Below are 25,736 nucleotides of genomic sequence, written 5' to 3' on the forward strand. Positions count from 1 at the left end.
CGCTTATTGTGGTGTTGTTCGTCACCACTTTAGTTTTCGGGTGTCCTGATGTCAAATAGCGAAATGGAGAAAGCACTCGAAACGGAAAAACGGGGCCGGGCATACGGCGGCGTGGCGCCCGAGGTGCGGGCCGCCGAGCGGCGCGATGCGCTGATCCGTGCGGCGACGCGCGTGTTCGGCACGGTCGGTTTCCGCAAGGCGACCGTGCGGTCGATCTGCCAGGAAGCGAAGCTCAACGACCGCTATTTCTATGCGGCGTTCGACAGCACCGAGGATCTGCTGCGCTGCACCTACCTGCATCACGCGCAGCAGTTGCACGACGCGGTCGAGCGGGCGGTGGCCGAGCGCGGCGGCGATTTGCGCGAGCGCATCGATGCGGGGCTCGCCGCATTCTTCGGGTTCCTGCGCGACCCGAGCGCGGCGCGCGTGCTGCTGCTCGAGGTGATGGGCGTGAGCGCGGACACCGACATGACGTATCAGCGGATGCTGATCGACTTCGGCAAGCTGATCATGGCGATCGGCGCGACGGGCGAGGCCGTGACGCCCGCCGAGCGCACCGAGCAGCGGCTGGTCGGGCTCGCGCTGGTCGGCGCGATGACGAACGTCGGCGCGGCGTGGCTGCTCACCGGCTATCGCGACCCGGAGGCGCAGATGGTCGCGAGTTGCAGGAAGGTGCTGCTGGGGACGTTGCGGGAAGCGGGCTAGGATGCGGCAACGAACGGACTTGCGCGATTCGCATCCGGTTGCGTCGCAAAGCCATCCGACGCGTCACCCCCTCGAGCGTTTCGATCGTGCCGCCATCACTGACCGCGCGTCCCCGATCCTCGCCTTCATCGCATCGATGAACGCACGCACCTTCGGCGAAGGCAACCGCGTCGACGGATACACCGCGTGAATCCCGGCCCGCGCCGAGCGCCATGCGGGCAGCAGCCGGACGAGCCGGCCGGCCGCGACGTCCTCCGCGATCGAGAAATCCGTCAGGAGGCCGAAGCCGCCGCCCGCGAGCGCGATTGCACGGCAGGCCGTCGCCGTGTTCGACACGACCGGCGCGATGCAGCGCACCGACGTGTGGCCGCCGCTCGGGTCGTGAAGTTCGAGCGTATGCGGGCGCGACAGCGTCGACAGCATCACGAACGGCAGCGCGGCGAGCGCGTCCGGATCGCGCGGCAGCCCGTGCCGCGCGACGAACGCGGGGCTCGCGACCAGCCACTTCTCGTACTCGCCGAGCTGCACCGCGCGATAGTTCGAATCCGCGAGGCGGCCGATGCGGATCGCGACGTCGAGATTGTCCGCGACCAGATCGACGATGCGGTCGTTCGCGATCAGCTCGACGTCGAGGCCCGGATGCGCGTCGCGCAGCGCGACGATGGCCGGCGCGACGACCAGCGAGCCATAGTCGATCGGCACGCTCACCCGCAGCGTGCCGCGCAGCGGCCCCGTGTCGGACGACACCGCGTCGAGCGCGCTTTCGGTCGCGCGCACGATGTCGCGGCACGCATCGTAGAACGCGCGCCCCGCATCGGTCACGCTCAGCCGGCGCGTGGTGCGTACCAGCAGGTTCGCGCCGACCTCGGATTCGAGGCGCTGCATGTGCGTGCTGACGACCGTTTTCGCGAGACCGAGCCGTTCGGCCGCGGCCGTCAGCGAGCCGGCATCGACCACCGCGACGAAGATCGCCAGCCGGTTCAGGTTCACGTCGCGCAGATCGGCCATCGTCGATTGTCCTATGGGAGAGGATAATGTTTCAGCGATTATCCGTCTTCTGGGCGTGAACGGCGAGCGCTACGCTGGGGCTGTTCGTCGCCGATTCCCGGCGGCGCGAGATCCAGGAGCCTTTCCATGCCCGCCGCCAGCAAGCCCGCCCGTCCGGTTCGTGTCTATTCGTTTCCGTTGTCGGGGCACGCGCATCGCGTCCGGCTGTTCCTGTCGCTGCTCGGGTTGCCGTTCGAGACGATCGACGTCGACCTCGCGGCCGGCGCGCAGCGCGAACCCGCGTTCCTCGCGCTCAATCCGCTCGGCCAGGTGCCGGTGATCGACGACGACGGCACCGTGCTCGCCGATTCGAACGCGATCCTCGTCTATCTCGCGAAGCGCTACGGCGACGCGCACTGGCTGCCCGACGATGCCGCCGGCGCGGCGACCGTGCAGCGCTGGCTGTCGTACGCGGCCGGGCCGATCGCGTCCGGGCCGGCCGCAGCGCGGCTCGTCACCGTGTTCAGCGCGCCGCTCGATCACGACGCCGCCAAGCGTACGGCCGCGAAGGTACTCGCGGTGATCGACGGCGAACTCGCCGGCAAGCCGTTCGCCGCTGGCGCGCAGCCGACGATCGCCGACATTGCCGCCTACACGTACATCGCGCACGCGCCGGAAGGCGGCGTGTCGCTGGAACCGTATCCGTACGTGCGCGCGTGGCTCGCCCGCGTCGAGGCCCTGCCGGGTTTCGTCGCGATGCCGCCGACCCGCGCCGGCCTGCTTGCCGCCTGACGCGAAGCCGCGCCTTTACCGGGAGAACGCGATGACCACGCCGACCGCCGCCGTACCGGGCTGGGAACTCGACGTTGCGCCGTTTCATGCGGGCGAACTTGCCGTGCAGCAGCGCGCGGGCGTGACGGAGGCCGCGGGCACGGCCGGCCGGCGCGGGATTCGCCGCTTCATGCCGGACCAGCACCGGACGTTCTTTGCACAGTTGCCGTTCTTCGTGCTCGGCGGCGTCGATGCGCACGGGCAGCCGTGGGCGACGCTGCGGGTCGGGATGCCCGGTTTCGTGACGGCGCCGGACGCACGCACGTTGCGCATCGACGGCGATGCGCTGCCCGGCGATCCGCTGGCGGGCGCGTGGCAGCCGGGCGCGCCGCTCGGCGGGCTCGGGATCGAGTTCGACACGCGCCGGCGCAATCGCGTGAACGGCATCGTGCGCGCGGTAGACGGCGGTGCGCTGACGATCGCGGTCGAGCAGAGCTTCGGCAACTGTGCGAAGTACATCCAGGGGCGCAAGCCGACGTTCGTGGCGCGCGAAGGCGATGCGCTCGGCGAGGCCGACGTGTCGGACCGGTTGACCGATGCCGACCGCGCGCTGCTCGCGCAGGCCGATACGTTCTTCGTCGCGAGTGCGAACACGTCGGCCGGTGCGGGCGCCGCGCGCGGCGCGGACGTGTCGCATCGCGGCGGCATGCCGGGCTTCGTGCGCGTCGACGACGCGCAGACGCTGACGACGCCCGATTTCAGCGGCAATCGCTTCTTCAACACGCTCGGCAACCTGCAGCACGATCCGCGCGCGGGGCTGCTGTTCGTCGACTTCGACAGCGGCGACCTGCTGTATGTCGCCGCGCGGGCGGAGATCGTGTGGGACGGGCCGCTCGTCGCGTCGTTCGACGGCGCGCAGCGGGTCGTGCGGTTTCATGTGCGGGAAGTGCGGCGCACGCGCGGCGTGCTGCCGTTCCGGTGGTCGGCGGTCGAGCGGGCGCCGCAGTTTGCGGGGATGGCGGGGGCGGCGAGCGCGGGCGGGGCGGTGGCGGCGTCTGTCTCATCGTCGGCATCGGCATCGGCTTCTGCATCGTCATCGTCATCGCCCTCCACCTGGCGCCCGCTGCGCATCGCGAAGATCGTCGACGAAGCGCGCGCGATCCGCTCGTTTCATTTCGAACCGGCGGATGGCGGCGCGTTGCCGGCCTACGAAGCCGGTCAGCATCTGACGCTGCGCGTCGCGCTGCCGGACGGCGATGCACCGACGATCCGCAGCTACACGCTGTCCGATGCGCCCGGCGCGTCGCATTACCGGATCACCGTGAAGCACGAAGGACGTGTATCGGCCTGGTTGCACGACCATGCGCGCGCCGGGATGACGATCGACGCGCAGATGCCGCGCGGCCGCTTCACGTTCGACGTCGCGAGCCCGCGTCCGGCCGTGCTGGTGTCGGCCGGCATCGGCATCACGCCGATGATCGCGATATTGCGCCGCGCGCTGGCCGACGACGCGCCGTCGCGCCGCGTGGTGTTCGTGCACGGCGCGCGTGATACGGCCGACCGGCCGTTCGCGACGGAACTGACGCGCATCGCGGACGCCGACGCCCGCGTATCGCTGCACTGGTTCGACAGCCGGCCGCAGCGCGACGGCGCGGCGCGACCGGGCCGCATCGACGTCGTGCAACTGAAGCGCATCCTGCCGTTCGACGACTATGATTTCTACCTGTGCGGGCCGTCCGCGTTCATGCGCGATTTGTACGACGGATTGCGCGCGCTGAACGTGCCGGACGAGCGGATCCGCTTCGAGGCGTTCGGGCCGTCGAGCGTCGTGCGCAGCGTGGCCCGCACGGCAGCGGCGGCGGTGGCAAGCATGCCCGTCGTGTTCCGCCGCTCGGCGCGCGACGCCGCCTGGACCCCCGCGGACGGTACGCTGCTCGAATTCGCCGAAGACCAAGGGGTGGCGGTGCCGTCCGAATGCCGGTCGGGGGCGTGCGGTACGTGCGCGACGCGCGTGCTGTCCGGTGCGGTCGATTACGTGCAGCCGCCCGATGCGGCGGTCGAACCCGGCTGCGCGCTGCTGTGCGTCGCGCGGCCAGCGGAAGGTGCCACGGAGCCGCTCGTGCTCGACCGCTGAACAACCCATGCGACATGCCGCCGCAGACGGCCTGCTGCGTGAAAAGCGCGCGCATCTGCTTCTTTTTTCGGATGCCGGTCGGATCGACGATAGCGTCAACCGATTCGATGAAAGGAGCATAACCATGAAACTGCTCGGCATGATCAAGCTGGTCCTGTGGAGTTTCTTCGGTGTACGCAACAGCAAGGCGCACGCCGCCGATCTCGCGAACGTCAACTACACGTTGTTGCCGTTCGTGGCGATCGTGCTCGCGCTGCTCGTCGGCGCGGTCATCTACGGTGTCGTGCATCTGGTCGTCGATCCGACCGCGACGATGCAGGGGTTCTGACCGACCGCCGAATCGCGGGCGGGCGAACGTTCCCGCTCCGGTTTCCGGCCGCGTGACCGGCACGTGACTGTGCCGGCCACCGACGTGGCCGCGCACAACGCCAGTCACGCGCACATCAACACCGTCGCCGTGCCGCGTGAGTCGCGCGGTTTCCGTTCCCGCCTTCCACGCCTCCGAATTGCCCGATTCCAGGGCGGTCGGCCCCGCCCGGGGTAAAATGCGCGCCGCGCCGCGATGTCGTGCGCGACGGGCACGCCGCCGTTCCAGCGAATGGCGCGCGCAAGTACGTCGCGCCCGTAACGGGGCGTTCGAAGCGTCCCCCGCATGACAAGACCGCGCGATGCCGCCGTCCGCCCGACACGCCCCCGACGAAGCGGTCGACGGCTGCGTCGTTGCCCGGCGCTTCATCGTCATCCGATGTCCCATCCTGCGCTTTCCCGATCGATCGGCACGCATGCGGCCCGATCGTCCGACTCGTCTGGCGAATGTCGTGTCGACGTTCGTGCCCGGCGGCCGCAGGGAGCGTTGCGGATTCTTGCGCGAGGTCGCGCTTCGCGGCTGCATAACGAGTTTCGAGTGTTTCGACAGGGTCGAGTGGCGAGTTTTCCATCCAGAACAATGACGGTGAATAGAACAACAGCGGCGCCCGCACGGCGGCGGCGCGCGAAGGCCGGGCTTGGCGTCGGTCTCGGCATCACGCTTTTCGCGGCGCAGGCCGCTGCGGCACAGGGCGACGCACTGGCGCCGGACGCCGATGCGGCCGGCAGCGCAGCGCTACCGACGATCACGGTTACCGGCGCGCGCGAGAACACGTTTCGTGCGCGCGAAGCATCGGTCACGGGGCTCGACGATGCGCCGCTGCGCGACACGCCGGCGTCCGTCAACGTCGTCACGCGCGCGCAGATCGACGACCAGCAGGCGAAGCGCCTGAGCGACGTGGTGCGCAACGACGCATCGGTCGTCAACGACTACGCGCCGGTCGGCTATTTCGAAGGCTTCGCGATCCGCGGCTTCCCGGTCGATCTCGCGAGTGCGATCCGGATCGACGGTCTGACGGTGTCCGGCGAGCAGAACGTGCCGCTCGAGAACAAGGAGCGCGTCGAGATCCTGAAAGGGCTGGCCGGCATCGACAGCGGCGTGGTCGCGCCGGGCGGCGTGATCAACTTCGTGACGAAGCGCTCGGCGAACGTCGCGAGCGTGACGGGCGGTGTCGACAGCCGCGGCTCGACGTCGGCGGCCGTCGATCTCGGCCGCCGCTTCGGCCCCGATCATCAGTTCGGCTTCCGGATCAATGCCGCGAAGGAGAACATGCACTCGTACATCGACGGCACGAACGGACGGCGCACGTTCGGCTCGATCGCCGCCGACTGGGACATCAGCCCGCGCGCGAGCCTGCAGCTCAACGCCGAATTCCAGCAGTGGATCCAGCGCTCCGCGCCCGGCTACCAGTTGCTCGGCGGCACCGTCGTGCCGTCGGTCAAGACGACGTCGAAGGCGCTCGGCACACAGCCGTGGGCGAAACCGGTGACGACAGATGCGCTGAACCTGAACGCGCGCTTCGACTACCAGTTCAACGACGACTGGAAGGCGTATGTCGCGGCGGGCCGCAGCCGCACGATGATCGACGACAACAGCGCGTTCGCGTACGGCTGCTATTACGCGGCGAGCTGCGCGGCCGGCACGACGTCGCCGTTCTTCTTCGGCGCGAACGGCGACTACGACGTCTACGACTTCCGCAGCCCCGGTGAATACCGTCGCAACGACGACTTGCGCGCGGTGACGACGGGCAAGTTCGCAACGGGCCCGCTGCGCCATGAACTGACGCTCGGCGTGAGCGTGCAGCGCCGCGTCGTGCACATGGCGAACGCCGTGTACGACTATGTGGGCAGCGAGAACGTCTACGGGCCCGACGTCGCGTTCGCGCCGTCGCCGAATACGGCCGGGCCGTCGTATCCGCAGCTCGATTCATGGCAGTACGGCGTGTTCGGGCTCGACCGCATCAGCATCGGCGAACACTGGCAGGTGCTCGCCGGCGGCAAGGAAGTGCTGCTGCGCCAGCGCAGCTGGAGCAGCCTCGACGGCGAGGCGACGCACACCGATCGCTCGGTGTTCCTGCCGCAGGTCGCGCTCGTCTACAAGCCGGTGAACGCGCTGTCGCTGTACGCGTCGTACAGCAAGGCGCTGTCGCTCGGCGACCAGGCGCCGGTGCGCGCGACCAACGCGTATGCGTTCCTGCCGCCGGTCGAATCGCACCAGTTCGAGCTCGGCGCGAAATACGACTGGCTCGACCGGCTGAGTCTGACGGCCGCCGTGTTCTCGATCAGCAAGCCGTTCCAGTTCGCCGATCCCGATGCGTCCGGCACGAGCTATACCTTCGTGCAGCGCGGCACGCAGCGCCACCAGGGGATCGAGCTCGGCGCGGCCGGACGGCTCACCGAGCGGCTGTCGCTGACGGCGAGCGTCGCGGCGATTCGCGCGCGCGCGTACGATTCGGGTTCGCCGGCGTACGAAGGGCACCAGATCATCAACGTGCCGGCGCTGCGCGCGTCGCTGTATGCGGACTACGCGGTACCGGGCGTCGCGGGACTGAACATGCTCGGCGGCGTCGAATACAGCGCGGGCCGCAACGCGAACGAAGAGGGCACCGCGCGCGTGCCGTCGTGGTTCGTGTTCAATCTCGGCGCGCGCTACACGACGAAGATCGCGGGCCATCGCACGGTGCTGCGCGTGTCGGTGGACAACCTGTTCAACAAGTTCTACTGGCGCGACGCGGGCGAGCAGCAGGGCGACGCGTACCTGTTCCCGGGCGCGCCGCGCACCGCCCGCGTATCGTTGACCTATGATCTCTGATCGTCCGGACCCGGCCGCGTGATGCGCGGCCCCGGCAGCCAACCAGGAGAGTACAGACGATGTCCCCACTCGAAATCGCCGGCGTGATCGTCAGCGCGCTCGCGATCTGGCTGACCGCGAAGCGGCGCATGCTGTGCTGGCCGGTCGGGCTCGCGTCGGTCGCGCTGTACGGCTGGATCTTCTTCGACGCGAAGCTGTATTCCGACATGCTGCTGCAGGGCGCGTTCGCGGTGCTGCAAGTGTACGGCTGGCGCCGCTGGATCGCGCAGCGTACGCTCGAGGCGAGCGGCGGCGCGGCGCCGGCAGGCGACGTCGCGCCCGTCACCGGCGTGCGGCCCCGGCAGATGTTGCCCGACCTGATCGCGGCCGTTGTCGGCAGCGCGCTGCTCGGCGGAATGATGGCGCGCTGGACCGATGCGGCGCTGCCGTTCGTCGATGCGTCGCTGACCGCGTTCAGCCTCGTCGCGCAATACTGGACGGCGCGGCGCTACATCGCGTCGTGGGGGTTGTGGATCGTCGTGAACGTCGTGTACGTCGGGATGTTCGTGTTCAAGGAACTGTATCTGACGGCCGGACTCTATGCGCTGTTCATCGCGCTCGCCGTCATCGGCTGGCGCGACTGGAGCCGGACGGCCGACGCGCTGCGCGCAACGGCGAGCCCGGCGGGCTGATTCACGGGCCGATTCAACTACGGAGCTGCGTCGTCCATGACATTTCCTCTCGAGCCGAACGCGCCTGCGTCGCGTGACGCTGCCGCCGCGCGGGACGTCGCCCCGCCGCAATTCGGCGTCGACGGCGAGCAGGCCGAACGCGACTGGCCGCTGATGACGCACGACGAAGTCGCGGGCGTGCTCGCGCGGATCGATGGCGTCGGCGCGCCGGCGCGGCTTGCGTGGCACAGCCCGCGGCCGTTCTCGGCGGCCGTGCTGGTGCGCACGACAGACGAGCGCACACTGTTCGTCAAGCGTCATCACGTGAGCCTGCGTGATGTCGCCGGGCTCGAGGAAGAGCATCGCTTCATCGCGCATCTGCGTGAACGCGGCATTCCGGTTGCCGACGTGCTCGCCGGTCGCGACGGTGCGACGGCGTTCGCATCCGGCGACTGGACCTATGAAGTGCACGCGGTCGCGCCCGGTGTCGACGCGTATCGCGGCGTGATGTCGTGGCAGCCGTTCACACATGCTTCGCATGCGTACGCAGCCGGCCGCGCACTGGCCGAACTGCATCGCGCGTCGGCCGGCTACGATGCGCCGGCGCGGCCCGTGCGCACGCTGTTGTCGAGTTTCCGGGTGCTGTCGTCCACTGATCTGGCGGGCGCGCTCGAACGCTGGGTCGATGCGCAGCCGCTGCTGGTGCGCGCACTCGGCACGCGCGACTGGCGTGGCGATGTGGCGGATGCGATCGGCCCGTATCACGCGCGCCTCGTGCCGCTGCTGCCCGCGCTGCCGCCGCTGTGGACGCACGGCGACTGGCATGCGTCGAACCTGCTGTGGACCGATGCCGGCCCCGGCGCGCGGGTGCGCACGGTGCTCGACTTCGGCCTGTCCGATCGCACGTGCGCGGTGATGGACGTCGCGCTGGCGATCGAGCGCAATACGATCGACTGGATGGCGCCGGCCGATGCGCGCCGCATCGAATACGCGCACATCGATGCGCTGCTCGACGGCTACGAATCGCTCGAACCGCTGAGCGACGATGCGTACGCGGCGCTGGTCGCGATGCTGCCGATCGTGCATGTGGAGTTCGCGCTGTCGGAGGTCGCGTATTTCGGGTGCATCATCGACGCCCCGGCGATCGTCGACATCGCGTACGACGGCTATCTGCTCGGGCACGCGCGCTGGTTCGGCGAACGCGACGGACGAGACCTGCTCGACTGGCTGGTGCAACGCCGGCGCGCGAAGCGGGGCGGCGTGTAACGCTGCGTGCCGGACATTGTCGAGCCGGCAGTGTCGGCTGGCCGGGCCTCATTTTTCTTCCGCGCCTCGATCGCACCGCACATTCACTGAAACCCTCCGATCTACGAAGCGGATCCTGCTGCCGCAGGACGGCGCACGTCCGCACGCCGTCGTATCCAACATGACGGAATTGTCATCTTCGGCTCATGTTCGCACTGCACCCGATCCGTAGCATCGGTGCGAACCGTTATCGCAGAACCGAACATGCTCAAGCTCACCCTCGCCGTGGCCGTCGTCTTCGCGACGGCCGCGACGGCCTATGCGCAGCCGCAGCAGGTCGCGGCACCGGCCCAGGCCTTGGCCCCGACGGCTTCCGGTGCCGCGCCGCCGTCCGACACATCTTCTTCCCCGTCGCTGACGCTGTCCGACGCGCTCGCGGCGGCAGCCAGCAACAACCCGGCACTGCGCGGCGCGCGTGCGGACGTCGATGCATCGGCCGGCGCGCTGATGCAGGCCGGCGCACGTCCCAATCCGGAAGTGTCGTTCCTGCAGGAAGGCTTCAGCCGCGCGGAACGCACGTCGACCGCGCTGATCAACCAGACCCTCGAGCTCGGGGGCAAGCGTCGCGCGCGGCTCGACGTCGCATCGTACGGCCGGGAGGCCGCGAACGCGTCGCTCGACGAGCAGGTTGCCGCTGTGCGCGCCGATGTGATCGCGGCGTTCTACGGATTGCTTGCCGCGCAGCGGCAACTTCAGGTTACCGAAGAGTCGGCCGCGATCGCCGCGCGCTCGGCGGACCTCGCGGGGCGCCGCGCGCAGGCCGGCAAGGTGTCGCCGGTCGAGGCGACCAAGGCGCAGGTGGCAGCGGCCGGAGTGCAGATCGAGGTGACGACCGCGCGCGGCCGTGTCGACGTCGCGCGCGAGAAGCTGAATGCGGCGATGGGTGAAGCGCGCGGCGACCGGCGCGTCGCGCTCGGCGATCTGGAAACGGTGCCTGCGGTCGAGCCGCTGTCCGCGCTGACCGCGCAGCTCGAAGACGCGCCGCTCGCCCGCGTCGCGCGTGCGGAGATGCTGCGCTCGAACGCGGCCGTGTCGCTCGAACGCGCGCGGCGTATTCCCGACGTGACGGTCAGCGCCGGCGTGAAGCGGGTGACGACCGGCGGCGTGCCCGACAACCAGGCGGTCGTCGGCGTGTCGATTCCGATTCCGCTGTTCGACACAAACCGCGGCGCGCTGCTCGAAGCGACGCACAAGGCCGAGCGCGCGAATGCCGATCTCGACCGCGAACGTACGCGGCTGCGGCTCGAACTTACGCAGGCGTATGCGAATTTCGACGCGGCGGCGCAGGAAGCGCGGCGGCTGAAGACCGACATCCTGCCCGGCGCGCGGCGCGCGCTCGATGCGATGTCGCGTGGCTACGAGCTCGGCAAGTTCAGCTTCCTCGACGTGCTCGACGCGCAGCGCACGCTGTTCCAGGGGCAATCGCAATACGTGCGCGCGCTCGCCGACGCGCATGCGGCCCGCGCCGACATCGGCCGGCTCGTCGGGACGCCGCTCGAGGCCGTCGCGCAATAGCCGCGCTTCTTACCTGAAGGATCATCATGTCACGCAGCAGAATCTTCATCATTGCGGCGGCCGTGCTCGGCGGCGTCGGGATCGTGCTCGGCGCGCTCGCCGTCACGCGAGGCAGTGTGTCCGCCCCCGCGGGCACCGAAGCTGCACAGGCGGCCGACGGCGTTGGCACCGGCTCGCACGGTGGCGTCGTGCTCACGCGCGGCAAACTGTCCGTCGAGATCGTGATGACGGAAAAGCCCGGCGACGCGCGGCTCGTCGTCTATCCGTTCGTCGACGGCAAGCCGGTCGACACGGGCGTTGCCGTGTCCGGCACGCTGGTGCGGTACGACCGCTCGCACGAGCCGATGCGTTTCGACGCGGCGGGCCAGAAATTCGTTTCGGCGCAGTCGATCGCGAAGCCGCACGTGTTCGACGCGACGATCGACATCAAGGCTGGCAACCAGGCCGCGTCGTTCCCGTTCGCCCGCACGGACGGCGCGATCGCGCTGACCGACGCGCAATTGCGGACGTCGAAGATCGCGCTGGCGAAGTCCGGCCCCGCGCAGATCGCCACGCCATTCCAGCTGCCGGGCGAGATCAAATTCAACGAGGATCGCACCGCGCACGTCGTGCCGCGCGTGGCCGGCATCGTCGAACAGGTGTCGGTGTCGCTCGGGCAGAACATCGCGAAGGGGCAGGTGCTGGCCGTGATCGCGAGCACCGATCTCGCGGACCGTCGCAGCGAACTACTGACCGCCGAACGCCGGTTGTCGGGTGCGCGCGCGACCTATGAACGCGAACGCACGCTGTGGCAGGAGCGCATCTCGGCGGAACAGGACTATCAGCAGGCGCAGGTTCAGTTGCGCGAGGCCGAGATCGCCGTGCAGAACGCGCGGCAGAAACTGGCCGCACTGAACGCGCCGGCGGGCGCGGGCGCGCTGAATCGCTACGAGTTGCGCGCGCCGTTTGCGGGCACCATCGTCGAGAAGCATGCGACGCCGGGCGAAGCGATCGCGGCCGACGCGAGCATGTTCGTGATCTCCGACCTGTCGACGGTGTGGGCCGAGATGGCCGTGCCCGCGCAGCGGCTGAACGACGTGCGTGTCGGCCGCGACGCGACCGTCAGCGCGACCGCATTCGAATCGCGCTCGAGCGGCCCGATCGCTTACGTGGGCTCGCTGCTCGGCGAACAGACGCGCACCGCGCCCGCGCGCGTCGTGCTGCCGAACCCGGACGGCGTGTGGCGGCCGGGGATGTTCGTGAACGTGTCGGTCGACGCGGGCAAGCAGGCCGTTGCGCTCGCGGTCGCGAGCGACGCGCTGCAAGACGTCGACGGTGTGCCGTCGGTATTCGTGCGCTCGCCGAAGGGCTTCGTCGCACAGGCCGTCGAGACGGGGCGGCGCGACGAACGCGCGACCGAAGTGCTGAAGGGGCTCAAGCCGGGCCAGGAATATGTGGCCTCGAACAGCTTCGTGCTGAAGGCCGAGCTCGGCAAGGGGAGTGCGGAACATGAATGAACGTTACGCACCGACGGCCCACGCAGTGGCCGTTCCCCGCCTCGAGGAATCCTGCCATGTTTGAACGCCTGATCCGCTTTGCGATTGCGCACCGCTGGCTCGTGATGCTGGCGATCGCGGCCGTGGCCGCGCTGGGCGTGTTCAGCTACCAGAAGCTGCCGATCGATGCGGTGCCCGACATCACCAACGTGCAGGTGCAGATCAACACGGCCGCGCCCGGCTACTCGCCGCTCGAGGCCGAGCAGCGCATCACCTACCCGGTCGAGACGGTGATGGCCGGGCTGCCGGGCCTCGAACAGACGCGCTCGATTTCGCGCTACGGGCTGTCGCAGGTCACGGTGATCTTCAAGGACGGCACCGACATCTATTTCGCGCGGCAGCTCGTCAACGAGCGCATCCAGGAGGCGAAGGACAAGCTGCCGGCCGGCATCGCACCCGCAATGGGGCCGACGTCGACCGGCCTCGGCGAGATCTACCTGTGGACGGTCGAGGCCGACGCCAACGCGCGCAAGCCCGACGGCACACGCTATACGGCGGCCGACCTGCGCGAGCTGCAGGACTGGGTCATCCGGCCGCAGCTGCGCAACGTGCGCGGCGTGACCGAGGTGAACTCGATCGGCGGCTACGTGAAGGAATACCGCGTCGCGCCCAATCCGGCGAAGCTGATGTCGTACGGGCTGACGCTCGCCGACGTCGTGCGCGCGCTGGAGCGCAACAACGACAACGTCGGCGCCGGCTACATCGAAAAGCGCGGCGAACAGTACCTGGTGCGCGTGCCGGGCCAGGCGCGCACCGTCGACGACATCGCGAACATCGTGCTGACCAACGTCGGCGGCGTGCCGGTGCGGATGAAGGAGGTCGGGCAGGTCGACATCGGCCGCGAGCTGCGTACTGGCGCCGCGACGTCGAACGGCGAGGAGGTCGTGCTCGGCACGGTGTTCATGCTGATGGGCGAGAACAGCCGCTCCGTTGCGAAGGCCGTCGCCGCGAAGATGGAGGACGTGAACCGCACGCTGCCGGCCGGCGTGAAGGCGATTCCCGTGTACGACCGCACGGTGCTCGTCGAGAAAGCCGTCGCGACGGTGAAGAAGAACCTGCTCGAAGGCGCAGTGCTGGTGATTGCCGTGCTGTTCCTGTTCCTCGGCAACATCCGCGCGGCGCTGATCACCGCGCTCGTGATTCCGCTGTCGATGCTGATGACTTTCACCGGCATGGTCAACGCGAAGGTGAGCGCGAACCTGATGAGCCTCGGTGCGCTCGACTTCGGGATCATCGTCGACGGCGCGGTGGTGATCGTCGAGAACTGCGTGCGGCGGCTCGCGCATGCTCAGTCGGCGGCCGGGCGGCCGCTCACGCGCGACGAGCGCTTTGCGGAAGTGTTCGGCGCGTCGCAGGAAGCGCGGCGCGCGTTGATCTTCGGGCAACTGATCATCATGGTGGTGTACCTGCCGATCTTTGCGCTGACCGGCGTCGAAGGCAAGATGTTCCATCCGATGGCCGTGACCGTCGTGATGGCGCTCGCGGCCGCGATGGTGCTGACCGTCACGTTCATTCCGGCGGCCGTCGCGTTGTTCATCGGCGAGCGGGTCGAGGAGAAGGAGAACCGGCTGATGGGCTGGGCGCGGCGCGCGTACGAGCCGGTGCTCGCCGCGTTCATGACGCGCCCCGCGCGCGTGATGCTCGGCGCCGGTGCGATCGTGCTGGCAACGCTCGGGCTCGCGACGCGGCTCGGCAGCGAGTTCATCCCGAGCCTGAACGAGGGCGATCTCGCGGTCGCCGCGCTGCGGATTCCCGGCACGAGCCTGTCGCAGTCGGTCGAGATGCAGAAGGCGATCGAGAAGACTTTGAAGGCGCGCTTCCCGGAAATCGAGCGCGTGTTCGCGCGCACCGGCACGGCCGAGATCGCGGCAGATCCGATGCCGCCGAACCTGTCTGACGGCTACATCATGCTGAAACCGGCCGACCGGTGGCCCGACCCGAAGAAGCCGCGCGATCGGCTCGTGCGCGAGATCGAGGCGGCGCTCGCGGAACTGCCGGGCAGCGCGTACGAGTTCTCGCAGCCGATCCAGCTGCGCTTCAACGAGCTGATCTCGGGCGTGCGCAGCGACGTCGCGGTGAAGATCTTCGGCGACGACATGGCGGTGCTGAACCAGACCGGCGAGCAGATCGCGGCCGCGCTGCAGAAGGTGCCGGGCGCTTCCGAAGTGAAAGTCGAGCAGACCACCGGCCTGCCCGTGCTGACCGTCAACCTGGACCGCGACAAGCTCGCGCGCTACGGCGTGACGGTCGCCGACCTGCAGGATACGGTGGCCGCGGCCGTCGGGGGGCAGAAGGCGGGGACGCTGTTCCAGGGCGACCGGCGCTTCGACATCGTCGTGCGGCTGCCGGACGAGCTGCGCTCCGACATCGAGGCGATCAAGCGGCTGCCGATCGCGCTGCCCGCGCCGGCCGCGGGCGCCAGCGCGCCGCTCGCGCAGGCGCCGTACGTGCCGCTTGCCGAACTCGCGACGATCGAGGTCGCGCCGGGCCCGAACCAGATCAGCCGCGAGGACGGCAAGCGGCGCGTCGTCGTCAGCGCGAACGTGCGTGGCCGCGACGTCGGCTCGTTCGTCGCCGACGCGCGCGAGCAACTGCAGCAGGACGTGCGCGTGCCGGCCGGCTACTGGGTGTCGTGGGGCGGCCAGTTCGAGCAGTTGCAGAGTGCGAGCGAGCGGCTGAAGCTCGTCGTGCCGCTCGCGCTGTTCATGGTGTTCGTGCTGCTGTTCGTGATGTTCAACAACGTGAAGGACGGGCTGCTGGTGTTCACCGGCATTCCGTTCGCGCTGAGCGGCGGCGTGGTGTCGCTGTGGCTGCGCGGGATTCCGCTGTCGATCACAGCCGCGGTCGGCTTCATCGCGCTGTCGGGCGTCGCGGTGCTCAACGGGCTCGTGATGATCTCGTTCATCCGCAACCTGCGCGACGAAGGGATGCCGCTCGACGCGGCCGTGCGCGAAGGCGCGCTCACGCGGCTGCGGCCCGTGCTGATGACCGCGCTCGTCGCGTCGCTCGGCTTCCTGCCGATGGCGTTCGCGAGCGGCACCGGCGCCGAGGTGCAGCGCCCGCTCGCGACGGTCGTGATCGGCGGTATCCTGTCGTCCACGGCGCTGACGCTGCTGGTGCTGCCGGTGCTGTACCGCGTGAGCCATGCGGTGTCGTGGCGCGCGGTCTTGCGCGGCGGGTTCGGCGCGGGCGTGCTGCGGCGGCTGGGTTTCTTCAAGGGTAATGCGTGATGCGAATTCTGATTGTCGAGGATGAACCGAAAACGGGCGCCTATCTGCGCAAGGGCCTGACCGAAGCCGGCTATGTCGTCGACTGGGTGGAGGACGGCATCACGGGCCAGCACCAGGCCGAGACCGAGGAGTACGACCTGCTCGTGCTCGACGTGATGCTGCCGGGGCAGGACGGCTGGACGCTGCTGCAGAACCTGCGCCGCAGCAAGTCGACGCCCGTGCTGTTCCTCACCGCGCGCGACGACGTCGGCGATCGCGTGAAGGGGCTCGAACTCGGTGCCGATGATTACCTGGCCAAGCCTTTCGACTTCGTCGAACTCACCGCGCGCATCAAGTCGATCTTGCGGCGCGGCCAGCCGCGCGATTCGAACACGCTGCGCGTGGCCGATCTCGAACTCGACCTGACGCGCCGCAAGGCCATGCGGCAGCGCGACACGATCCTGCTGACCGCGAAGGAATTCGCGCTGCTGTGGCTGCTGATGCGTCGCGAAGGCGAGATCCTGCCGCGCGCGACGATCGCGTCGCAGGTGTGGGACATGAACTTCAACAGCGATACGAACGTCGTCGATTCCGCGATCCGGCGACTGCGCTCGAAGATCGACGACGCCTATGAACCGAAGCTGATCCACACCGTGCGCGGGATGGGCTACGTGCTCGAAGTGCGCAACGGCGCGGCGAAATGATCGCGCGCCTGCTGCCGCGCACGCTGCGCGGACGCCTGACCGCGCTGATCATCCTGTCGACGTCGGTGATCCTCGCATCGAGCGGCGTCGCGCTGTACGAGGCGTTGAGCAATCGCATCGAGACGACGGCGGCCGAGCAGATGGCCGGTATTTCGGCCGCGCTGGGCACGCACCTGGCGGAGGCGCGTTCGACGGCCGACGTCGCGCGCAACCCCGATATGTGGGTCGACCAGTTGCATGGGCATCCGAACATGGATCTGGCGATCTACGATGCGGCCGGCACGCGCATCGTCGGCACGCCGGGATTCCGGACCTACGCGCCGCTGCTGTCGACGGACGCGGGCCGCCTCCCGGTATTCGTCGCGCCGCCCGGCGTGCGGCACCAGTATCTGGTGATGACCGTGCCGCTTGCCGGCGCGGGCGCGCCCGTCGTGCGCGTCGCGGTGCAGTACGACCGCAGCGCCGACGTGCTGCTGCTGCGCACGCATGCCTATACGATCGTCGTGATCGAGGTGTTCGGCGTCGTCCTGGCGGCCGCGATCGCATACGGCATCGCCGCGCTCGGGCTGAGCCCGCTCCGGCGCTTCGCGGCGCGGGCCGAGCAGATGTCGACGAGCCGCCTGGCCCATCCGCTGCCGGAACTCGATACGTCCGGCGAGCTGAAGGAGCTGGAACATGCGTTCAACGGGATGCTTGCTCGCCTGGACGAATCGTTTACGCGGTTGAGCCAGTTCTCGTCGAATCTCGCGCACGACATGCGCACGCCGCTCACGAACCTGCAGGCGGCCGCGCAGGTCGTGCTGTCGCAGCCGCGCAGCGCGGACGAATACCGGAGCGTGATCGAGTCGAGCATTGACGAGTATCAGCGGCTGTCGAGGATGATCGAAGACATGCTGTTCCTCGCGCGCTCGGAGCAGGCCGGCACGTCGATCGACGTGCGGCGGCTCGATGCGGCCGAGGAAGCCTCGCGTGTCGCCGGCTATTACGAGCCGCTTGCGGAGGATGCGGGTGTGTCGGTGAAGGTCGACGGTTACGCATGGGTCGATGCGGATCTCACGCTGTACCAGCGCGCGTTGAGCAACCTGCTGTCCAATGCGCTGGCGTACGCGCCGCGCGGCAGCGTCGTGACGATCGATTGTTCGGAACAGGCCGGCGCGACGACGATCGCCGTATCGGATACGGGGCCGGGCATCGATGCGCAGCATGTCGCGCGGATTTTCGAGCGCTTCTATCGCGTCGATCCGTCGCGGCACAACTCGGCGTCGGGGACGGGCCTCGGCCTCGCGATCGTCCGGTCGATCATGAACAATCATGGCGGAGAATGCGGCGTCGACAGCGATCCGGGCCGGCGCACGACATTCTGGCTGCGCTTTCCGCAGCGGCCGCGGGTCGCGCCGAACACGGTGCCGGCGGCCCATGCTTGAGATCGCACGCCGGCACGGCCGCGCGTTCGCTGCGATACGGCAGCGCGCGGCACGCTGCCCGCGATCGCGCGGCAGCGCCCGCGCCTGACCGCCATCAGCGGGTCGCGAGGCTGTCGTGATTGTCGGCCTGCGGCGCCTTCTCGCCGGCATGTACCGAAAGCCCGTGAAGCTCCTTGTTGCGCGCGACGATCTCGCTGGCCGGCGGGTACTGCGTCTTGCTCGTCGGCACCACGCCATCGTGCTGCGCCTGCTTCAGTTCGTTGATGACTTCCGCGCGGGTCTTGCCCTGCGTTTGAGTTTGCGCGAACGCGGCTTGCGAGGCGATGCCGAGCGACAGCGTCGCGGTGACGAACAGGGCAGCGAGTTTGACCGTTTTCATTGAGTTCTCCTTGGTGGGGCCGCCGGGTGGCGATCCATGGACCCAGTATGCGAAAACAGCAGAGCGTGACCGTGATCGGCAGATGAAAAATCCGTCAGATTGCGTGGCGGCGTGTGCAACGTGCGGGCCAGGCCGACATGACGCAATCTTCATGTTCGGGTCATGCGTGCGATGAGCGGAGAGCGGAGCATGGCGCTTGCCGACGGCCGACGGTGTCGACGGCATGCGCACCGTTCGCCGCGCCGGCATGGAAGGCGGGCGGTCTCGTTTCGACTTTCGCTCCGGACCAGATCGTGGATCGCCTCGCCATTCGCCTGTCGTTGTTTGCCCTGCTGATTGCCCCGTTGGTCGCCGGTTGCGCTTCATCCCGTCCCGATACCGGAATTGCCGGATCGTCCGCACCGAAGGCCGCGCGCAATTCAGTGCCCACCGGCCTGATGCCTGGCGAGCAGATCGACTATGCGGGGCATCGCTGCGGCAATCCGAACTTCTACGTGAAGACCCATCCGTGCCTGTTCCCGAAGCGCAACGTCACACGTTGATCCGTCACACGTACGAAAAAAGGCCCGGCACACGCTGTGTCCGGGCCGAACGCGTAATCGTGCCGTGTGACAGCGATCCGCTTGCGTGGATTGCAACGGGCATCGCCCGTCGCGCATTCGATCGTAGCGACACGATCCATCGCGAACCTGATCGGAAGATGAAATTTTCGTCACGCGCAAGCCCGCGCGTTGCCGCTGCCCCGATCAGAAGCGATGGCGCAGCCCGAGATTGACGGTCCGTTGCGTGCGCGTGCCGTCGTAGCCGTAGGAGCCGGTCGACGCCTGCGCCGTCTGCGTGCCGCCGTCGAACGTGCGTTGCTCGACGTTCGCGCGTTGCCACGCGCCGACCGCATAGAGATCGGTGCGTGTCGATAGCACGTAGTCCGCGCCAGCCGACACCTGGTGATAGGTAGCGCTCGTATCGCCACGGGATTTCGTGTAGCTGTAGCCGACGCCGATGAGCTGGCTCGCGCTCGCCGGATAGTTGAAGATGCCGCTGTCATCCGCGCGTCATGTGTGCCGAAACATCCCGTTGATTTGATTCGCACTACGATTAATGGAGAAGCGCGCGATGACGAAATCGTCATCCCGTGTTCATGATCGCGCACCGACGCCGGATCAATCTTGGAACTCACGTTACCCATTCCGGACAAGGAGCCAATTTCATGAACATGCGACGACCCCTGATTTCGATCGCCATTGCCACGCTGTCGATCGCCGCTTTCTCGCAGTCGGTCACCGCGCAGTCCAGGACCCGGCAGGAAGTGCGCCAGGAACTGCTGCGCGCCCGCCACGACGGCGTGATCCCGAGTCCGAAGCACGACTATCCGCCGAGCCTGGCCACCATCGCCCGCAATCAGGAAATCCATCGCTCGACGGTGCATCGCGGCGAATCGGCGCCGGTCGTCGATGCGCATGACGACAGCTTCGCGGTGCGTTGATATTTTTGCGAGGAGGAGTGGACGATGCGCAACATGATGAAAGCGATCCTACTGGCCGCGTGCCTGACGACGACGGGCGCGATGGCGGCCGGCTGGCCGGAACGCGCGCTGTCGCATGCGCCGGAGCACGACATCGGCCGCCGCGCCAGCGAACGGATGCGCTGCGAGTTCGCGGCCGTGCCGGCGGGCGAGTGGAGCGCGACGTTCACGCGCGGGCAATGCGAAGTCGGGAACGGGCAGCTGACGTTGCTGCCCGCCGCTGCGGGCGCTGCGCCGGCACCGCTCGCCGAGCAGCGGATCGTGCTCCGCGAGGTCCGTACCGCGTCGCATCAGTCGCGCAAACTGAAGGAACAACTGCAACTGACCACGCGCGACGAAGTGATCGCGCTGAACGTGCTGACCGACGACGGCAGCCGCAAGTCGCGCGAACATGCGATCGACCTGTGGGCCGAATTGCGCAACGAGGGCGTGACGCCCGTCAACGGCACGCGCATCGTCGATACGTATCCGACGGCCGCGACGACCTGGTGACGTTCGCGCTTCAGCCGGCCTTCACCGAACCTTCGATCAGGAAGAACACGATGAAGCCGATGAAGAATGCGGCGGTTGCAAATGGCGTCTCCGGCACTTCGTGTGCTTCGACCAGCAGTTCCTCGGTGACGAGGTAGAGCAGCGCGACCGTGCCGAGCCCGAGCAGCGCCGCGTAGAGATTCGCCGGCAGCCCCGCGAACGCCGCATTGCCGGCGACGGCAGCGATACTCAGCAGCGCGGCCAGCGCAACGGGCACGACGATCGCGAGCAAGCGGCCGACGCCTGCCGACGCCAGCGCCGCACTGACCGACAGCGCGAGGAACAGCACTTCGAGCGTCAGCGCGATTGTCAGGATGATGCCGCTTTCGTCGCTCGCGGAGAACGCGATGCCTAGCACGAGACCGTCGACGACGAGATCGATCGCGGTGATGAGGATCAGGCTGACCGGTAGCCGCGCGTCCTCGAAGCGCGTTTCGACCGCGCCGGACAGCGCACGTATCGCGAGCATTAGCGCGAGGCCGAACACGAAGCCGACGACGACCGGAAACAGCGCGTGCGCGCGATCCTGCGGCAGCAACTCGAGCGCCGCCGCCGCGAACACGATGCCGCCGGTGAAATGCTGGATGACGCTCGACGTTTTCGGGCCCGGTGCGCGCCATGCGGCGGCGAGGGCGCCGAAGCAGGCCGCCAGCAGCGGCGGGAGCGTGAGCAGCGCGAGCTTCGCGGTCGGTGTCATGTGGCCTCGACAGTGGAGCGCGCCGCAGCGGGCGCTGCAGCGCACGACGGTTTCGTGCCGGGCGTCGCCCCGGCATCAACCGGGGATTGAACACCTTGAAGCCGCTTCAAGGTCAAGACATTTGAAGCGGGCGTGTCGGCACGCCCGCGTCGGGTCACAGCTGCGCGAGCGCCTGGTCGAGATCGGCGAGCAGGTCGTCGATGTGCTCGATGCCGATCGACAGCCGCACCGTTTCCTCCTTCACGCCGGCCTTCGCGAGTTCGGCCGGCGAGAGCTGGCGGTGCGTCGTCGAGGCCGGATGCGTGGCGAGCGATTTCGTGTCGCCGATGTTGACGAGCCGCGTGAACAGCTTCAGCGCGTCCTGGAACTTCGCGCCGCCGTCGCGGCCGCCCTTCACGCCGAACGTCAGGATGCCGGGCGCACGGCCCGACAGGTAGCGCGCGACGAGCGGATGATCCGGGTGATCGGGCAGCCCCGCGTAGTTCACCCACTCGACGTGTTCGTGGCGCGCGAGATGCTGCGCGATCTTCAGCGCGTTGTCGCTGATGCGCTCGACGCGCAGCGCGAGCGTCTCGATGCCCTGCAGGATCTGGAACGCGTTGAACGGCGAGATCGCTGCGCCCATGTTGCGCAGCGGCACGACCCGCGCGCGCCCGATATAGGCGGCCGGCCCGAACGCTTCCGTGTACACGACGCCGTGATAGCTGACGTCGGGCTCGTTGAGCCGCTTGAAGCGGTCCGCGTGCTGCGCCCACGGGAACTTGCCCGAATCGACGATCGCGCCGCCGAGGCTCGTGCCGTGGCCGCCGAGATACTTCGTCAGCGAGTGCACGACGATGTCCGCACCGTGTTCGAACGGGCGCAGCAGGTACGGCGACGGCACCGTGTTGTCGACGATCAGCGGGATCCCGTGGCGATGCGCGACTTCCGCGAGCGCGGCGATATCGGTCACGTTGCCGAGCGGGTTGCCGACCGATTCCGCGAAGATCGCCTTCGTGCGCGCGTCGATCAGCGGCTCGAACGACGCCGGGTCGCGCGGATCGGCGAAGCGCGTCGTGATGCCGTATTGCGGCAGCGTATGCGCGAACAGGTTGTAGGTGCCGCCGTACAGCGAACTGGCGGACACGATGTTGTCGCCGGCTTCGGCGATCGTCTGGATCGCGTACGTGACGGCAGCCTGGCCCGACGCCAGCGCGAGCGCGCCGATGCCGCCCTCGAGCGCGGCGATCCGCTGCTCGAGCACGTCCGTCGTCGGGTTCATGATTCGCGTGTAGATGTTGCCCTGGACCTTCAGGTCGAACAGGTCCGCGCCGTGCTGCGTGTCGTCGAATGCGTACGCAACGGTCTGGTAGATCGGCACCGCGACCGCGCGCGTGGTCGGGTCGGGGCGATAGCCGCCGTGCACGGCGATGGTTTCGAGGCGCCAGTTCGAAGAGGCCTGATCGGTCATGGGTGCTCCGTCTGTTGTTGTCGTGGTCGAGCGATTATAGGAGCAGGTGCGCGGTTGCCCTTAGAACGAATGGTTGGTTGCTTATGGGGCCGTCGCGCATAGAATGCGTTTTTCCGCAGACGAAGGGTGCGCGATGGATCAGGATCAGTGGAACAGGGTGGATGCGTATTTCTCCGCGACGCTCGTGCCGTCCGACGACGTGCTCGACGCCGCGCTTGCGGCCAGCGACGCGGCCGGGCTGCCCGCGATCAACGTCGCGCCGAACCAGGGCAAGCTGCTGCAACTGCTCGCGACGATTCGGGGCGCACGGCGCATCCTCGAAGTCGGCACGCTCGGCGGCTACAGCACGATCTGGCTCGCGCGCGCGTTGCCGCCGGGCGGCACGCTCGTGACGCTCGAACTGAACCCCGATCACGCGAAGGTCGCGACGCGGAACATCGCGCGCGCCGGGTTCGCGGACGTGGTGTCGGTGATCGTCGGCAGCGCGAAAGACAGCCTCGCGCGGCTCGTCGATGCGGGCGAGGCGCCGTTCGACTTCATCTTCATCGATGCGGACAAGGACAACAACGCCGTGTATCTCGACGCGGCGTTGAAGCTGTCGCGGCCGGGCACGGTGATCGTCGTCGACAATGTGGTGCGCGGCGGGCGCGTGGCCGATCCGGACAATCGCGAGCCCGATGCGGTCGGCGTGAGGGAAGGGTTCGCGCGTCTCGTGGCCGAGCCGAAGCTCACGACGACGGCCGTGCAGACGGTCGGGCAGAAGGGCTGGGACGGGTTCTCGATTTCGATCGTCGGCGAGTGAGGTGACGGCGGCGCGCGTGTGCGGCGCGCACATTGCTCACCGGCCACGGCCGGGCGCGTCCCGATGCGGAAACGGCGCGATGCCTGCGGGCATCGCGCCGTTCGTTTTTCACCGACCGTCGACCACGTCGCGCAGGAACCTGTCGAGCATCGCGACGTCGCCCCACGGTCGCTTGTATTCGCGATCGTGTTCGGCATCCGCGAGCATCGTCTCGACGAGCGCGTGGATCGCGGGTCGGCGTGGCCCGTATTCGCTTTCGTTCGCGCTCATCTTCAACGCGAGCAACGCATCGAGTTCCGCGCGCACCGCTGGTTCGTGCACGGTGCCTTCGACGAGCGCCGCGAAGCGCATCGGCGGCATGCCGAGCCCCATGTCGATCCAGCGCACCGCGAGCAGCGGCCGAAGCACGTACAGGTACTTCTTGTAACGCACCGTGTCGCCTTGCAGGTAGCCGCGAAAGTTCTTCTTCGCCATCGCGAGGTAGTGATGGCGCCCGCGCACCGGCGAGAAGAACGCCGACGCCAGCGACCTGAGCCGCGGCGCCCAGCGCGCGTCTTCGCGATACACGACAGGCGAGTCGAGCCATTCGAGCAGCGTCGGGTTCGACCGGCGCAGCAGTTGCAGCGCCTTGCGCAACTCCCAGCCGCTTACGTCGAGCTCGTCGTCGAGTGGCCGCTCGATCACGTCGCGTTGCGGTTCGACACTCAGGTACCAGTCGCGCCGGTGCACGTACACGAAGCGCACGTCGTAATCGCTATCCGGCGATGCGAAGCCCCAGCCGCGGCTGCCCGATTCGCATGCGAACAGCACGCTCACGTCGTGGCGGCGCTCGACTTCCGCGAGTTCCGCCATCACGCGCGCACGCACGGCCGGGTCGACCGGATGTGCGCTGCGCACGGTTGTCATTGCCTTTTCCGTTTTCATTCTTGTCGTTTCCCTTTCATTGCGCGCGGCCGCCCGGCCTTCGGCCGCGCGCCGCGCTATCCTTTCACGCACACCACCTGGCGCAGCGTGTGCACCACTTCGACGAGGCTGCGCTGTGCCGCCATCACCGCATCGATGTCCTTGTAGGCCATCGGAATCTCGTCGACGACACCCGCGTCCTTCCGGCATTCGACGCCGCGCGTCGCTCTCACCTGGTCGTCGACCGTGAAGCGGCGCTTCGCCTCGGTCCGGCTCATCGAGCGTCCGGCGCCGTGGCTGCACGAACAGAAGCTCTCCGGATTGCCGAGCCCGCGCACGATGAAGCTCTTCGCCCCCATCGAGCCCGGAATGATCCCGAGCTGCCCCTTCTGCGCGGACACCGCGCCCTTGCGGGTCACGAGCACGTCCTCGCCGAAGTGGCGCTCGCGCTGCACGTAGTTGTGGTGGCAGTTCACCGCGTGCGCGTCGACCGCGAACGGTTTCGCGATCACGCCGCGGGCCGCACCGATCACCGCGTCCATCATCGCCTGCCGGTTGCGGCGCGCGTAATCCTGCGCCCAGCCGACCGCTTCGACGTAATCGTCGAAGTGGCGGCTGCCCTCGGTGAAATACGCGAGGTTGCGATCCGGCAGGTTCGCGATGTGCTGCCGCATGTCGGCCTGCGCGAGCTCGATGAACAGGCTGCCGATCGCGTTGCCGACGCCGCGCGAGCCGCTGTGCAGCATGAACCACACGCGATCGGCTTCGTCGATGCACACCTCGATGAAGTGATTGCCCGTGCCGAGCGTGCCCAGATGCGCATAGTGGTTCGTCTTCTCCAGCTTCGGATACTTGTCGACGATCCGCTGAAAGCCCGGCAGCAGCGACTTCCACGACTCGGTCACGGCGGCCGGCGTGCGATCGCCCCATGCACCCGGATCGCGGCGCCCCGGCACGCGGCCGTGCGGCACCGCGCGTTCGATCGCGCTGCGCAGCCCGCCGAGCGAGTCGGGCAGGTCGGACGCCGTGAGCGTCGTGCGCGCGGCCATCATCCCGCATCCGATGTCGACGCCGACCGCGGCCGGAATGATCGCGCCTTTCGTCGGGATCACGCTGCCGATCGTCGAGCCCTTGCCGAGGTGGACGTCCGGCATCACCGCGACGTGCCTGAAGATGAACGGCATCTGCGCGGTGTTGCGCAATTGCGCGCGCGCGTCGTCCTCGACCGCGACGCCTTGCGTCCACATCTTCACCGGCTTGCCGTTCGCCAGTTCCATCACCTGATAATCCATGTCAGTCATTTGCATCACCTGATTCATTCGTGCGGCGCGGCAC

Annotated in this window: 22 protein-coding genes and 1 pseudogene; 16 read left to right on the forward strand and 7 right to left on the reverse strand. The window is 68.3% G+C overall.

The genetic code is table 11. The annotated features are described in order from the left end of the window. The first annotated feature begins 48 nt into the window (after positions 1-48). Complete coding sequence (locus tag DIE11_RS00995; protein WP_124620931.1) at positions 49-705, forward strand: TetR/AcrR family transcriptional regulator; 657 nt, start codon at positions 49-51, stop codon at positions 703-705. 63 nt (positions 706-768) lie between these two features. Here the strand turns inward: DIE11_RS00995 and DIE11_RS01000 are convergent, their stop codons facing one another. Next, complete coding sequence (locus DIE11_RS01000; RefSeq protein WP_124620933.1) at positions 769-1,713, reverse strand: LysR family transcriptional regulator; 945 nt, start codon at positions 1,711-1,713, stop codon at positions 769-771. 126 nt (positions 1,714-1,839) lie between these two features. Between DIE11_RS01000 and DIE11_RS01005 the strand changes: the two genes are divergently transcribed. The 11 genes from DIE11_RS01005 (at position 1,840) to DIE11_RS01055 (ending at position 18,117) form a co-directional block, all read left to right on the forward strand. Continuing rightward, the gene (locus tag DIE11_RS01005) at positions 1,840-2,484 is read left to right on the forward strand and encodes a glutathione S-transferase family protein (protein WP_124620934.1); all 645 of its coding nucleotides are present in this window, start codon (positions 1,840-1,842) and stop codon (positions 2,482-2,484) included. A gap of 31 nt (positions 2,485-2,515) precedes the next feature. Further along, complete coding sequence (locus tag DIE11_RS01010; protein ID WP_124620936.1) at positions 2,516-4,597, forward strand: pyridoxamine 5'-phosphate oxidase family protein; 2,082 nt, start codon at positions 2,516-2,518, stop codon at positions 4,595-4,597. A 124-nt stretch (positions 4,598-4,721) separates the two neighbouring features. Beyond that, positions 4,722-4,925 carry a DUF2970 domain-containing protein gene (locus tag DIE11_RS01015; protein ID WP_021164122.1) on the forward strand — a complete coding sequence of 68 codons (204 nt, stop codon included), beginning with the start codon at positions 4,722-4,724 and terminating at the stop codon, positions 4,923-4,925. Between the two features lie 618 nt (positions 4,926-5,543). Next, positions 5,544-7,775 (forward strand): TonB-dependent siderophore receptor, encoded by a 2,232-nt coding sequence (locus DIE11_RS01020; RefSeq protein WP_124620938.1) that lies wholly within the window; start codon positions 5,544-5,546, stop codon positions 7,773-7,775. 59 nt (positions 7,776-7,834) lie between these two features. Further along, positions 7,835-8,446, forward strand: a complete 612-nt coding sequence (pnuC, locus tag DIE11_RS01025) for a nicotinamide riboside transporter PnuC (protein ID WP_059531890.1) — start codon at positions 7,835-7,837, stop codon at positions 8,444-8,446. A gap of 36 nt (positions 8,447-8,482) precedes the next feature. Next, positions 8,483-9,691: a phosphotransferase enzyme family protein gene (locus DIE11_RS01030; protein ID WP_124620940.1), complete on the forward strand. Its 1,209-nt coding sequence runs from the start codon at positions 8,483-8,485 to the stop codon at positions 9,689-9,691. Positions 9,692-9,934: 243 nt separating this feature from the next. Then, entirely contained in the window at positions 9,935-11,245 is a 1,311-nt protein-coding gene (locus tag DIE11_RS01035) for a TolC family protein (RefSeq protein WP_124620942.1), read from the forward strand. A 26-nt stretch (positions 11,246-11,271) separates the two neighbouring features. Continuing rightward, complete coding sequence (locus DIE11_RS01040) at positions 11,272-12,741, forward strand: efflux RND transporter periplasmic adaptor subunit (protein WP_124620944.1); 1,470 nt, start codon at positions 11,272-11,274, stop codon at positions 12,739-12,741. 56 nt (positions 12,742-12,797) lie between these two features. Then, positions 12,798-16,010, forward strand: coding sequence for an efflux RND transporter permease subunit (locus DIE11_RS01045; RefSeq protein ID WP_124620946.1), 3,213 nt, complete (start codon positions 12,798-12,800; stop codon positions 16,008-16,010). Further along, on the forward strand, positions 16,010-16,693 hold the full coding sequence (gene irlR, locus DIE11_RS01050; protein WP_124620948.1) for a heavy metal response regulator transcription factor IrlR: 684 nt from the start codon (positions 16,010-16,012) through the stop codon (positions 16,691-16,693). The genes DIE11_RS01045 and irlR overlap by 1 nt, the downstream gene beginning before the upstream one ends. Beyond that, complete coding sequence (locus tag DIE11_RS01055; protein ID WP_124620950.1) at positions 16,690-18,117, forward strand: heavy metal sensor histidine kinase; 1,428 nt, start codon at positions 16,690-16,692, stop codon at positions 18,115-18,117. The genes irlR and DIE11_RS01055 overlap by 4 nt, the downstream gene beginning before the upstream one ends. A gap of 94 nt (positions 18,118-18,211) precedes the next feature. Here DIE11_RS01055 and DIE11_RS01060 read toward each other — a convergent pair whose 3' ends face one another. Continuing rightward, positions 18,212-18,496: a DUF4148 domain-containing protein gene (locus DIE11_RS01060; RefSeq protein ID WP_124620952.1), complete on the reverse strand. Its 285-nt coding sequence runs from the start codon at positions 18,494-18,496 to the stop codon at positions 18,212-18,214. 293 nt (positions 18,497-18,789) lie between these two features. Between DIE11_RS01060 and DIE11_RS01065 the strand changes: the two genes are divergently transcribed. Continuing rightward, positions 18,790-19,038: a hypothetical protein gene (locus tag DIE11_RS01065; RefSeq protein ID WP_260437056.1), complete on the forward strand. Its 249-nt coding sequence runs from the start codon at positions 18,790-18,792 to the stop codon at positions 19,036-19,038. Positions 19,039-19,242: 204 nt separating this feature from the next. On the opposite strand, the pseudogene DIE11_RS01070 reads toward DIE11_RS01065, so the two are convergent. Continuing rightward, positions 19,243-19,533: pseudogene (locus DIE11_RS01070) on the reverse strand (porin); the annotation flags it as partial. A 101-nt stretch (positions 19,534-19,634) separates the two neighbouring features. Here DIE11_RS01070 and DIE11_RS01075 point away from each other — a divergent pair. Beyond that, positions 19,635-19,979, forward strand: coding sequence for a DUF4148 domain-containing protein (locus tag DIE11_RS01075; protein ID WP_260437060.1), 345 nt, complete (start codon positions 19,635-19,637; stop codon positions 19,977-19,979). A 33-nt stretch (positions 19,980-20,012) separates the two neighbouring features. Continuing rightward, positions 20,013-20,510: a hypothetical protein gene (locus DIE11_RS01080; protein ID WP_260437057.1), complete on the forward strand. Its 498-nt coding sequence runs from the start codon at positions 20,013-20,015 to the stop codon at positions 20,508-20,510. A gap of 10 nt (positions 20,511-20,520) precedes the next feature. Here the strand turns inward: DIE11_RS01080 and DIE11_RS01085 are convergent, their stop codons facing one another. Next, a complete protein-coding gene (locus DIE11_RS01085; RefSeq protein ID WP_124620956.1) occupies positions 20,521-21,246 on the reverse strand; it encodes a ZIP family metal transporter in 726 nt (241 codons plus the stop codon). A gap of 154 nt (positions 21,247-21,400) precedes the next feature. Further along, entirely contained in the window at positions 21,401-22,696 is a 1,296-nt protein-coding gene (locus DIE11_RS01090; protein WP_059450495.1) for an O-acetylhomoserine aminocarboxypropyltransferase/cysteine synthase family protein, read from the reverse strand. A 133-nt stretch (positions 22,697-22,829) separates the two neighbouring features. On the opposite strand from DIE11_RS01090, the gene DIE11_RS01095 reads away from it, so the two are divergent. Further along, positions 22,830-23,498: an O-methyltransferase gene (locus DIE11_RS01095; RefSeq protein WP_124620958.1), complete on the forward strand. Its 669-nt coding sequence runs from the start codon at positions 22,830-22,832 to the stop codon at positions 23,496-23,498. Positions 23,499-23,606: 108 nt separating this feature from the next. On the opposite strand, the gene DIE11_RS01100 is transcribed toward DIE11_RS01095, so the two are convergent. Beyond that, positions 23,607-24,422 carry a nucleotidyltransferase domain-containing protein gene (locus tag DIE11_RS01100; protein ID WP_124620959.1) on the reverse strand — a complete coding sequence of 272 codons (816 nt, stop codon included), beginning with the start codon at positions 24,420-24,422 and terminating at the stop codon, positions 23,607-23,609. A 56-nt stretch (positions 24,423-24,478) separates the two neighbouring features. Further along, positions 24,479-25,702 (reverse strand): RtcB family protein, encoded by a 1,224-nt coding sequence (locus DIE11_RS01105; RefSeq protein WP_124620961.1) that lies wholly within the window; start codon positions 25,700-25,702, stop codon positions 24,479-24,481. Between the last annotated feature and the right edge of the window lie 34 nt (positions 25,703-25,736).

It is taken from the genome of Burkholderia sp. Bp9012 (assembly GCF_003853825.1).
Lineage (GTDB): Bacteria > Pseudomonadota > Gammaproteobacteria > Burkholderiales > Burkholderiaceae > Burkholderia > Burkholderia diffusa.